Source organism: Kitasatospora sp. NPDC093806, from assembly GCF_040683335.1.
Taxonomy (GTDB): Bacteria; Actinomycetota; Actinomycetes; order Streptomycetales; family Streptomycetaceae; genus Kitasatospora.
The window spans coordinates 1-11735 of the sequence record NZ_JBFBDO010000023.1; the positions used below are offsets into that span (position 1 = coordinate 1).

The 11735-nt window shown below is 75.9% G+C and carries 8 protein-coding genes; 6 read left to right on the forward strand and 2 right to left on the reverse strand.

Annotation, left to right across the window (positions count from 1 at the left end; translation table 11 throughout):
• Nucleotides 1-42: 42 nt before the first annotated feature.
• Nucleotides 43-1272: a sensor histidine kinase gene (locus AB0N76_RS14385; protein WP_363556802.1), complete on the reverse strand. Its 1230-nt coding sequence runs from the start codon at nucleotides 1270-1272 to the stop codon at nucleotides 43-45.
• Nucleotides 1273-1411: 139 nt separating this feature from the next.
• Between AB0N76_RS14385 and AB0N76_RS14390 the strand changes: the two genes are divergently transcribed.
• Both AB0N76_RS14390 and AB0N76_RS14395 read left to right on the forward strand, forming a co-directional pair.
• On the forward strand, nucleotides 1412-2491 hold the full coding sequence (locus AB0N76_RS14390) for an SAM-dependent methyltransferase (protein ID WP_363556804.1): 1080 nt from the start codon (nucleotides 1412-1414) through the stop codon (nucleotides 2489-2491).
• Nucleotides 2488-3657, forward strand: a complete 1170-nt coding sequence (locus tag AB0N76_RS14395) for an NADH-quinone oxidoreductase subunit D (RefSeq protein WP_363556806.1) — start codon at nucleotides 2488-2490, stop codon at nucleotides 3655-3657. The genes AB0N76_RS14390 and AB0N76_RS14395 overlap by 4 nt, the downstream gene beginning before the upstream one ends.
• Nucleotides 3658-3804: 147 nt before the next feature.
• On the opposite strand, the gene AB0N76_RS14400 is transcribed toward AB0N76_RS14395, so the two are convergent.
• Nucleotides 3805-4641 (reverse strand): hypothetical protein, encoded by an 837-nt coding sequence (locus tag AB0N76_RS14400; protein ID WP_363556956.1) that lies wholly within the window; start codon nucleotides 4639-4641, stop codon nucleotides 3805-3807.
• Between the two features lie 282 nt (nucleotides 4642-4923).
• Between AB0N76_RS14400 and AB0N76_RS14405 the strand changes: the two genes are divergently transcribed.
• The 4 genes from AB0N76_RS14405 to AB0N76_RS14420 all read left to right on the forward strand — a co-directional run bounded on the left by AB0N76_RS14405 (nucleotide 4924) and on the right by AB0N76_RS14420 (nucleotide 11467).
• Nucleotides 4924-5289 (forward strand): hypothetical protein, encoded by a 366-nt coding sequence (locus AB0N76_RS14405; protein ID WP_363556808.1) that lies wholly within the window; start codon nucleotides 4924-4926, stop codon nucleotides 5287-5289.
• A 185-nt stretch (nucleotides 5290-5474) separates the two neighbouring features.
• On the forward strand, nucleotides 5475-8513 hold the full coding sequence (locus AB0N76_RS14410; protein ID WP_363556810.1) for a toxin glutamine deamidase domain-containing protein: 3039 nt from the start codon (nucleotides 5475-5477) through the stop codon (nucleotides 8511-8513).
• Nucleotides 8514-8883: 370 nt separating this feature from the next.
• The gene (locus AB0N76_RS14415; RefSeq protein WP_363556812.1) at nucleotides 8884-10287 is read left to right on the forward strand and encodes an SUKH-4 family immunity protein; all 1404 of its coding nucleotides are present in this window, start codon (nucleotides 8884-8886) and stop codon (nucleotides 10285-10287) included.
• Between the two features lie 217 nt (nucleotides 10288-10504).
• Nucleotides 10505-11467 (forward strand): Ppx/GppA phosphatase family protein, encoded by a 963-nt coding sequence (locus tag AB0N76_RS14420; protein ID WP_363556814.1) that lies wholly within the window; start codon nucleotides 10505-10507, stop codon nucleotides 11465-11467.
• Nucleotides 11468-11735 lie beyond the last annotated feature (268 nt).

The window sequence follows — 11735 nt, forward strand, 5'->3', positions numbered from 1 at the left end:
AGCGGGCCGTCTTGAGCGGGCCGTCTCGGTCGGGCCGTCCCGTCAGTGGGCCGTCTTGAGCGGCAGCACGGCGCGGATCCGGAAGCCGCCGCCGGGGCGCGGCCCGACGTCCAGGCTGCCGCTGACCATGCCGACCCGCTCGCGCATCCCGATCAGGCCGTGGCCCTGGCCGTCGGTGCCGCCGGCGGCGAGCTGCTCGTCGGTGCTGCCGCGCCCGTCGTCCTCGACCAGGACGGCCAGCTCGCGCTCCCCGAAGTCGACCGCGACCCGGGCGTGCACGTCCGGCCCGCCGTGCTTGCGGACGTTGGTCAGCGCCTCCTGGACGATCCGGTAGACCGTCAGCTCGACGCCGCGGGGCAGCTCGCGCGGGTTGCCCGAGGTCGCGAAGTCCACCTGGAGGCCGGCCGTGCGGACCTGGTCCAGCAGCTCGGGCAGCTCCTCGACGCCCGGCTGCGGCACGTACTCCTCGCCGCGGCTGTCGGAGGTGCGCAGCACGCCGAGCAGCCGGCGCATCTCCACCAGCGCCTGGCGGCCGGTGGAGGCGATCGTGCCCAGTGCCTCCTTGGCCTGCTGCGGCGAGTTGTCCAGCACGTAGGCGGCGCCGTCGGCCTGGACGATCATCACCGAGACGTTGTGCGCGACCACGTCGTGCAGCTCGCGGGCGATCCGGGCCCGCTCGGCGGCGACCGCCACCTTGGCCTGGGCGTCCCGCTCGCGCTCCAGCCGGGCCGCGCGGTCCTCCAGCTCGACCAGGTAGGCGCGGCGGACCCGGGTCAGCCGGCCCCACGCCCAGCAGAGGATGAACGGGGTGGTCATCAGCCCGCCGATGAGCAGCGACTCGGGGATCGAGTAGTCGACGTAGTCGACGCTGTCGGGGTGGACCTGGGCCTTCATCGGGTGGAGCCGCCAGAACACCAGCGGCCCGGCGAGCAGCCCGGTGGCCAGCGCCAGCCGGGACGTCCAAGCGGTGCCGAACGCGGCGCCGGTGTAGGCGAACACCAGGTAGGCGATGCTGGAGGCCGCCGGGTTGACGTTCAGGGCGACCTGGGCGAGGCCGACCGCGGCCGCGGCGGCCACCGTCGCGTCGGGGAAGCGGCGGCGGAAGACCATCAGCAGGGGCAGCACGATGGCGATGGCGAGCTGGACCCCGAACTTCCAACCGCCGTTGCCGCTCCCCTCCTCGGGCAGGACGCCGAAGAAGAGCACCAACGCGGCCCAGACGGAGTCGACCACCATGGGGTGACGGCGGAGCCAGGCGTTGAGTCGATGCACAGGTCAAGCGTAGGCAGTCGCGCCTCGTGCCCAGGTCCGCCGGGAGGGCGATCCGGCCTACTCCCTAGGTCGGAGAGCGCCACGTACCGATGCCGTACGGATTGGGCGGGCACGGATCGGGTGTGTAGCGTCCCGCCGTATGAGCTGGATGCGGTGGGCGCCCGCGATGGAACGGGCCCTCTACGACCCCGAAGGCGGCTTCTACCGCAGGCCGGAGGGCCCCGCCGGGCACTTCCGCACCTCGGTGCACGCCTCGCCGCTGTTCGCCCGGGCGGTGGCCCGGCTGCTGCTCGAGGTGGACGCCGCCCTCGGCCGTCCGGAGGAGCTGGCGTTCGTGGACGTCGGGGCCGGGCGGGGGGAACTGCTGGCCGGGGTGCTGGCCGCGCTGCCCGCGGCGGTCGGGGAACGGCTGCGGGTGTACGCGGTCGAGCTGGCCGCCCGCCCGGCCGGGCCGCCGCCGGGGGCTCCGGCGTTCGAGGCGCCCCGGTTGTCCACAGGCCTGTGGACGGCGGAGCGCTGGGACGCGGTGGTGTGGACGGACGCCGTGCCGCGCGGCGTCACCGGGCTGCTGTTCGCCAACGAGTGGCTCGACAACGTCCCGCTGGACAGCGGCGAACTCGACGAGGACGGGGTGCTGCGCTACGTCGAGGTGGACACCGCGACCGGCGTCGAACGCCCCGGCGGGCCGGCCTCCGCCGCCGACGCCGCCTGGGCCGCCCGCTGGTGGCCCGCCGAACACCCCGGGGACCTCGTCGAGTTCGGCGCCCCCCGGGACGCCGCCTGGGCGCACGCCGTCGCCGGACTGGACCGCGGCCTGGCCGTCGCCGTCGACTACGGGCACACCGCCGGACAGCGCCCGCCGTACGCCACCCGCACCGGCTTCCGGGCCGGCCGCGAGGTGCCCCCGGTGCCCGACGGCTCCTGCGACGTCACCGCGCACGTCGCGCTGGACGCGGTCGCCGCCCCCGGTCTCCACAGCCTGTGGACGACGCAGCGGGACGCCCTGCGCGCGCTCGGCGTCAGCGGCGACCGGCCCGCCCTGGCGCTGGCCACCACCGACCCGGCCGGCTACCTGCGCGCCCTCGGCGGGGCCGGCGAGGGCGCCGAGCTGACCGACCGGGCCGGCCTGGGCGCGTTCGGCTGGCTCGCGCAGACCGTCCGGATGCCGGTACCGGAGAGCCTGGAGCCGCTGCCGGGATGGCAGACTCTCACCCCATGAGGGAGACCACGGTCGGCATCGGGGCGGGAGCCGAGAACTTCACGGGCACGGCGGGCAGCACCGACATGGTGCTCAACATCGGCCCGCAGCACCCGGCCACCCACGGCGTGCTGCGCCTGAAGCTGGTGCTCGACGGCGAGCGCATCGTCAGCGCCGAACCGGTGATCGGCTACATGCACCGGGGCGCGGAGAAGCTCTTCGAGGCCCGGGACTACCGGCAGATCATCATGCTGGCCAACCGGCACGACTGGCTGTCCGCCTTCGCCAACGAGCTGGGCGTCGTGCTCGGCGTCGAGCGGATGCTCGGCATGGAGGTGCCCGAGCGCGCGGTCTGGATCCGCACCCTGCTCGCCGAGCTGAACCGGGTCCTCAACCACCTGATGTTCCTCGGCTCGTACCCGCTGGAGCTCGGCGGGATCACCCCGATCTTCCACGCCTTCTCCGGCCGCGAGGACCTCCAGCACGTGCTGGAGGAGGCCTCCGGCGGCCGCATGCACTACATGTTCAACCGGGTCGGCGGCCTCAAGGAGGACCTCCCGGCCGGCTGGCTCGGCCGGGTCCGGGCGGCCGTCGCGGTGGTCCGCTCCCAGCTGCCGGTCTTCGAGGACCTGGTGCTGGGCAACGAGATCTTCCGCGCCCGCACCGCCGGCGTCGGCGTCCTCACCCGGGCGCAGGCCGAGGCCTACGGCGTCAGCGGCCCCATCGCGCGCGCCAGCGGCCTCGACCTCGACCTGCGCCGCGACGAGCCCTACCTCGCGTACGGCTCGGAGGAGCTGCGGCAGGTGCTCACCGTGGTCACCCGCGAGGAGGGCGACTGCCTGGCGCGCTTCGAGTGCCTGCTGGAGCAGACCGTCAACGCGCTCGACCTCGCCGACGCCTGCCTCGACAAGCTCGCCACGCTCGCCCCCGGGCCGGTCAACCTGCGGCTGCCCAAGGTGCTCAAGGCCCCCGAGGGCAGCACCTACGCCTGGACCGAGAACCCGCTCGGCGTCAACGGCTACTACCTGGTGTCGCGCGGCGACAAGACGCCGTGGCGGCTGAAGCTGCGCTCGGCGTCCTTCAACAACATCCAGGCGCTGACGGAGCTGCTGCCGGGGACGCTGGTCGCGGACATGGTGGCGATCCTGGGGTCGATGTTCTTCGTCGTCGGGGACATCGACAAGTAAGGGGGCAGCTGCGCCCGGGAAGCTTCTTCCCGGGCGCAGCCTCTTTCGCGTTCGCGGGGAAGCTTCTTCTTCGGGGCAGCTTCTTCCCCGGAGAAGCCACTTCGCCGAGGAAGCTTCTTCCCCGGGGAAGAAGCTTCCTCGGGGCGGCTACTTCTTCGGGGACTTCGGCTTCTTCGTCGGGTCCGCCGGGTGCGGGGCCACCTTCCGGTCGCCCTTGGTGGCGATCCGCTCCTCGCACAGGCCGGCCAGCACCTCGTACGCCGCCTTGCCCATCAGCTCGGTGAGCTCGGGGCGGTAGCTGACGAACACCGGGTCGGCGCCCTGGTGCGCGTCCGGGCTGCCGGTGCACCACCAGTGCAGGTCGTGGCCGCCCGGGCCCCAGCCCCGGCGGTCGTACTCGCCGATGGTGACCTGGAGGTAGCGGGTGTCGTCCGGGCGGTCGATCCAGTCGTAGGTGCGGCGGACCGGCAGCTGCCAGCAGACGTCCGGCTTGGTCTCCAGCGGCTCGCGGCCCTCCTTGACGGCGAGCGCGTGCAGGGCGCAGCCGGCGCCGCCCGCGAAGCCGGGGCTGTTCACGAAGATGCAGGCGCCGTTGACCCGGCGGGTCTGCCGGTCGCCGTCCTCGTCGAACATCGTGATGCCGCCGTCGGCCTTGATCCGGCCCTTGGCGTCGGTGCCGTGCGCGAAGTTCTCCCAGATGTCCGGGGTCAGCCGGGCCGCGTGGGAGGCGACGCGCTTCTCGTCGTCCTTGTCCGAGTAGTGCGCGCCCAGCGTGCAGCAGCCGTCGGACTCGCCCCGGCCCTCGCGGATGCCCTGGCAGCCCTGGCCGAAGATGCACGACCAGCGGGAGGTCAGCCAGGTCAGGTCGCAGCGGAAGACCTGCTCCTCGTCGTCCGGGTCGGTGAACTCGACCCAGGCGCGCGGGAAGTCGAGCGGGACCTCGGGGCGGGGCCCGGTGGGGAGCTCGGAGCGGAGGGTCGGCATCGCGAGGTCGACGGTCGGACCGCCGGCCTTGGGCTTGGTCTTCTTGGCGTTCTTGGACGTGTCTGCTGCTGCCACTCGGCAAGGGTAGAGCCTTCGCGGTGGTGCGAACCGCCCGTGGCCACGGCATTTACGGTGAGTTCACCGTCCGGTGGCCGGCTGTGGACGGTCCCCGGCGGGTGGGTGGCCGTCGTGAAGGGCGGGTGAAGAGCCCGCCGGTCCGCGGGGCCGGAGGGCGGCCGCGGTTCTAGGATGGCGGCCGGTCCGCGACGGGGAGGTACGGGGATGGCCGGCGGCAACAGCTTCGTCATCAAGCCGTGGGAACTGCACGGTGAGGCCAGGGAGTTCGAGCGGATCGCGCAGGACTTCGGGAAGGCCGCCACCGCGCTGGAGCAGGGGCTCGCCGCGCTCGGCAGCCCGTGGGGGCTGGACCGGCCGGGCACCGGGTTCGCCACCGTCTACCGGGAGGCGCACGGCGGGCTGCTCGGCGGGCTGCGCGGGCTGGCCGGGCGGCTCGGACAGGTCGGCGCGGGGCTGCACGGCATGGCCGAGCGGACCGCCGACGCCGACAGCTCGGCGGCGAGCGGGTTCGGCGGGGGCGTCCCGGGTGCTCCGGGCGGGCCCGGTGTGGCCAAGGACCGGTCGGCCTGACGCGGTCGGCGGGGCCGCGCATCGATCGGGGCTCCGCGCGCGTCCTTCCGGGGAAGGCCCGTACGGCGACGGCCCGTGTGTCGCCGACCCGTACGTCGACGGCTCGTACGTCGATGGCCTGTACGCCGATGGCTCGTACGTCGAACGCCCGTACGTCGAAGGTCCGCATGTCGAAGGGGAAGCGCGTGGCCCGGAAGCTGTCCGAGGAACTCGTCCCGCTGCTGGCCCGGACCGGCCACCAGTGGCCGCAGGCCGACGAGGAGGGGCTGCGCAAGGCGGCCGGGCTCTGGCGCGAGTTCGGCAAGGAGGCGGAACGGCTCGCCAAACGCGGCGGTGAAGCCGCCGCCCGGGTCACCGGCGACAACTCCGGCCGCGCGGTGGAGGCCTTCGACACGTACTGGCGCGCGTTCCGCAGCGGTGGCAAGGGCCACCTGGACGACGCGCACTCCGCCGTCGGGCTGGTCGCCGGCGCCTTCGACCAGGCCGCCCGCGCCGTCGACGGCTGCAAGGCCGACATCGTCGCCACCCTCAAGGAACTGGCCGCCGAGCTGAAGAAGGCGGAGGAGCAGGCGGCCCGGGCCAAGGCCGCCGCCGCCCAGCTCGCCGCTGCCACCACCGCCCAACCTCCGTCGACGGGTACGGGCAGCACTGCGGGGGGCGTCTTCGAAGGGGTGCGGCAGAACGTCGCGGCGGCGTCCGCGGCGGTGCGGGACGCCGCCACCGACCAGCTCGCGCAGGCGGCGGAGGCCGCCGCCGTCGAAGCGGCCAAGCTGAAGATCGGCGGGCTGCTGGACGAACTCGGCCGGACGATGAAGGACGGTCTGGGCGGTGTGCTCCGCGAACCGGCCGTGATCGCGCTGCTCCGCCTCGGACCGGGCCTCGGGGGCGGTGTCGGTGCCGGTGTCGGCGGGGGCGTGCGGACGGCCGCGTACCTTGGCGTCGGCGGCGCCTTCGACCCGTCGGCCGTCGGACTGCCCGCCGTCCTCGGCGAACCGGGCGTGCTCGGCGGCGCGGGCGGTGCCGGCCTCGCGGTGGTGCTCGGCCCGGACGGCCGGCCGGTGGTGGGCGTCCCCGGGTTGGCCGTGAAGCTCGACGAAGCCGGCCGGCCGGTGCTGGACGAGCACGGCAGCCCGGTCATCGTCCGCTCCGACGGCACGCCGGTGGCGGACGCGAGCGGGCTGCTCGTCGTGCCCGGGGCGGACGGTCGGCCGGTGGTCGGGGTGGAGAACCTGGCCGTGAAGCTGGACGAGCACGGGCGGCCGGTGCTCGGCAAGGACGGGCAGCCGGTGCTGACCGGGCAGGACGGCAGGGAGATCACCGGGGTCCCGCTGGCCGGACTCGCGGCAGCTGCGGCGGCCGCGGACCCGGACGGGCGGCACGGGCACGGCGCCCCGGGTGGCGGGTCGGGTGGCGGGTCGGGCGGTGAGCCGGGTGCCGGGGAGGGCCGTGGGCACGGGCGCGGCGCGGACGGCGGGCCGGTGGGCAGGCTGGTGGGCGGGCCGGTGACGGTGGTGTCGGCGGTGGCGACCGGGGTGGACACGGTGGTGGGGGCGGGAGCCTCCGGCGTCCCGGGCCCGGGCCCGGGCGGGGGTGGGGGTGGGGGTGGCGGCGGGAGCGTCGGTGTCGCGGACGGTCCGACGGGCTGGCCCGGGCCGGTCGCGGGCCCAGGCGGTTCCGGTTCCGGTGGCGGGGGCGGCGGTGGCGGGGACTGGGCCCCGTCCCGACACGGCGAGGGGCGTCCGGTCGTCCCCGGTCCGGCTCCGGCCCACCACGCCGGCGGGTCCGGCGGCGGTTCGGGGGGCTCGGGCGGCTCGGGCGGTGGCGACTACCTGCTGCCGCCGGCCGTCGGCCCGGCACCGTCGCCGAGCCCCGGACACAGCGGCGCCAGTGGCGTTGGCGGGGGCGGCGGGGCCGCCGGGGGTGCTCCGGTGACCGTCCGCACCGACTCGGTGCTCGCGCCGCCCGCGCCCCATCCCGGCTACGACGCGCCGACGACGGGCCCGGGCGCCGGCTGGTCCGCCGGGCCGTCCGCCGGGACCCACTCCACCAGCGGCAACTCCGGCGCGTACGGCGGACCGGTCGGCCCGGGACCGCTGGCCGTCGGGGCGCCCGCCGCCCCGTTCGCGGCCGCACCCGGTGGCCCGCCCGGCGCCGGTGGGCACGGGCCCGCCCCGTTCGGCAGCGGCATCGGCGCGGGCGCTCCCGTCGGCGCGCCCGCCCCCGTACCCGGCGCGCCTGCGGGCCCCGTCGCCGGACCTCGCCCGGCCACCGGCTCCCCGCACCCGTTCGCGGGCCCCGTGGTCACCCCGGTGCCGTTGCCGCCGACCGCCCCACCGCCCCCGACGGCCCCGCCGTCGGTCGGCCCGGGGACGACGCCCGGCCCCGGCCCCGGCCCCGGCCCGCTGCCCGGTACCGGCGCGGGGCCCGTCCCCGGGCGGCCCGACGACCACCCGGACCATCACCCGCACCGCCGCCCGGACGGCGCGCCCGCCGACGGCCGGTCCGCACTCGTCTGGGGCGTGGTCCCGGTGGCCACCGCGCACGCCACCGCCCTGCACCTGGCGATGCGCACGCTGCACGGCGGGGCCGCGCCCGGCGAGCCCGTGGTCGGGCTGCGGACCATCGCCGACAGCCGCCCGACCGGGTCGCCCGGCGGGCTCGGCCCGGTCGACCCCGAACACCAACGCGAGCTCGAACGCCGGGTGCCCCGGGACGCCGATGGTCTGCCCGTCCGCCACCCCGACCCGGCGGCCGGCGGCTGGACCGAGGTCGTCAACGACGGCGGCCACCGCGCACCGGGGCGGGCGAACAACAGCCTGGAGATCGCCCTGTCCGCCGTCGACACCTTCACCGGCCGGCCGACCTGCGCCGCCCCGCGGATCGCCACCGAGGGCGACGCGGGCGAACGCGGCGGCCGCGACCGCGCCGAACGCGAACTCGGCGCACCCTTCCGCGACCTCGGCGACGGCGCCCAGGCCTTCGACCGCCTGGCGGGCGAACTCCGCCGGGCCGGCCACGGCGCCCAGGCCGTACTGCTCACCCTGGACGGCCACGGCCGCCCGCACGCCTGGAACGCCGTCAACCACCGGGACAGCGTCACCTACCTCGACCACCAGGCGGGCCGTCAGGCGGCCGACCCCCTGCACCCCGCCGACCACGGCCTCTGGGCGATCGCCCTCACCCCCGAAGGCCGCCCCCTCGACCTCCTCGCCCCCACCCCGTGAACCCCGCGCGGTCCCGGTCGGCTCCCAAGTTTTATGTAGACCGGTCGACAGATTTCCCAGATGTAGACCGGTCTACATATTCGGGGTGGGGAGAACGGGGAGAGCGACGGCGAGGGCGGCCGGCGGCTCGGGATTATGTAGACCGGTCTGCCGATTTTTCGCATGTAGACCGGTCTACATATTCGCCGGGCCCGCCGCCGCTCCCGTTGCTCCCTCTACTCCCGCTGCTCCCGCTCCGGGCGGGAGCAGCGACGGCGCAGGGGCGGGAGCGTGGCAGGACGGCCTATGTAGACCGGTCGGTAGATTCCTTTTCTGTAGACCGGTCTGCATATTTCCCAGGTGGCCTGGGGTGTGGAGCGAGGAGGCAGCAGTGGGTGCGGTGGAGCTGACGCGGGCGGCGGCGATCGAGGCGGCGCACCGGTGGATCAACGGGGACCTGCCGACGGGGCGGCCCCGGCGGGTGTGCGCGCACGAGTTCGAGCTGGGCTGGGTGGTCTGGGCCGAGCCCCCGCCGGTGCGGGTGGACCCGTTGACGGGCGAGCGGCGGGCGCCCGAGGAGATCGGGGCGGCCTGCGCCGTCGTGGACCGGGTGGACGGCCGGTTCACGGTGTGGCCGTCGGTACCGGTGGCCGAGGTGGTCGAGCTCTACCGGGACTTCGTCGGCGCGGGCGCGTACGACCCGGCCCGGCCGCCGGCCACCGGTCGCGGCACCAGGGCGGAGCTGACCTACCGTGACGGGCTCGGCCGGGAGCGGGTCCTGGCGCTGCGTTCGGCCCCCGGTCTGCCGCATCCCGCGCTGCGCGGCTGGTGGTGGCTGCGCGAGCAGGGCGTACGGGCCGAGGACGTGCTCGCCGTCCACACCGATCTGCGGCTGAGCGCCCTCCCCGGCGGCTACTGGGCGTACGCGCTGGCGGCCGAACTGCCCGCCGCGCGGATCGGGTTCGACCTGCCGTACGGCCCCCGGTTCGAGCACCGGGCGGCGGCCGTCCGGGCACTGCCGGTGGAGCCGGGCACCGCCGGGCCGGCCCGCAACCGGGTGCCGTTCCCACGCGCCCTACCGTCCCGCCCGGCTGAGCCCCCGTTCGTCGACTCGCCGCCCGCCGAGCGGCTGCCCGCTGAACCGGACGCCCAGGTGGAGCACGCCCTGGCGGAGCGGTTGGCGGCGCGGTTCGGGCCGGGCGGCGTCCGGCGGTTCGGGGCGGCGGACATCACCCGGGCCGACCTGCGGGCGGACGACGCCCGGGTGTTGCTGACGGTCGGGGTGCCGGTGGCGGTCGACGGCTACTTCGCGCTGCACGACCCCCGCCCGGACGCCGTCCTCGGCGGCGCCCACTCCACCGCCGCCCACCCGACCACCGCCGCCCACCCGACCGCTCCCGCGTCGCTGCTCCCGCCGGTGGCCGAGTACCTGGCGGCGGCGGGCCGGGGCAGCCGGGTGGCCGAGCGGGAGCGCCGGGCGCTGGCCCCGCAGTTGGTGCTGGGGACGGACGGCTGGGCGCTGATCACCCTGGACACCGCCTGCGGGGCCGTCCGCGCGGTCGACCCCGACTACGGCACGGCCCGGCACTGCAACGGTTCGCTCGCCGCCTTCGTCCGCTCCCTCGAACTGTTCGCCGGCCGGCTGCCGGGCCTGCGCGGCCTGGACCCGGAGGCCGCCGGGGCGGCGGTCGCCGAGTTGCAGCGCGGGCTGGCCGCGGTGGACCCGGAGGTCTTCGCCGATCCGGAGAACTGGTGGGCGGTCATCGTCGAGCAGCTCTGGGACGGCCTGCTCTGACGCCCGCGCCGGAGCAGGCGCTGACGCCCGCTCGCCCCGCCCTGAAACACCCCCGCCCACCCCTCGTGAACGCCGGAACAACTCCCTCCGAATGCCCGGAGAACGCCCCGCCGCACCACCCCGCCGCCGCGATCGGCACCCCGACCAGGACCCGGACCAGCACGAACACCGGCAGAGCCGGTCTCTCCCGGCCCCGGATCGCGTAGCGTGGAGAGTTATGCGACTCGGTGTGCTCGACGTAGGTTCCAACACGGTCCACTTCCTCGTGGTGGACGCCCATCCGGGCGCCGCCCCGCTGCCCGCCTACTCCCACAAGGCCGAACTGCGGCTCGCCGAACTCCTCGACCAGCAGGGCGCGATCGGCGCGGACGGGGTGGAGAAGCTGGTCGGCATGGTCGCCTCCTCGCTGCGCGTCGCCGAGGACAAGGGCGTGGTCGACATACTGCCGTTCGCGACCTCCGCCGTGCGCGAGGCCGCCAACGGCGAGGAGGTGCTCCGCCGGGTCGCCGAGGAGACCGGCGTCGAGCTGCGGGTGCTCTCCGGGCAGGACGAGGCCCGGCTGACCTTCCTGGCGGTGCGCCGCTGGTTCGGCTGGTCGTCCGGCCGGCTGCTCAACCTGGACATCGGCGGCGGCTCGCTGGAGATCGCCTGCGGCCTGGACGAGCAGCCGGACGTGGCCTGTTCGCTGCCGCTCGGCGCGGGCCGGCTGACGGCGGCGTGGCTGCCCGGCGACGTCGCCGACCCGGACCGGCTGCGCGAGCTCAGACGCCACATCCGGGCCGAGATCGCGAACGTCGTCGGCGAGATCTCCCGGCTCGGGGCGCCCGACCACGCCGTCGCCACCTCCAAGACCTTCAAGCAGCTCGCCCGGATGACCGGCGCCGCCCCGGCCGACGCCGGCCCGTACGCGGACCGCCGGCTCACCCGCAGCAACCTCTCCGCCTGGCTGCCCCGGCTGTCCGCGATGACGGTCGCCGAACGGGCGCAGATCCCGGGGGTCTCCGAGGGCCGGGCCAAGCAGCTACTGGCCGGGGCGCTGGTCGCCGACGCCGCGATGGACCTGTTCGGCCTGGACGAGCTGGACGTCTGCCCGTGGGCGCTGCGCGAGGGCATCATCCTGCGTCGGCTGGACGCCATGGACAGCCCCGCCGACCGCCGCCGGCCCGCGCTCACCCCCTGACGGCGGGGCGCGCGGCCGCCCGCGCGCCCGCCGATCGGCTCCCCGTTCCGGGCGCGGTCCGCTTACGCTGTCTCCCGTGGTGCAACCAGCGGGCGAGGACGGTACGCGGGAGGGCCGCGCTCCCGAGGACGGGCAGCCGCGGCGGGAAACCTCGGCGGGCCCGGACGGCCCTGCCGCATCCACCTCACCGGGCCCATCCACTTCACCCGGCGCACCCGCTGTACCCGCCGCATCCGCCCGCAAGCTCGGCAAGGCGGTGAAGGGCGTC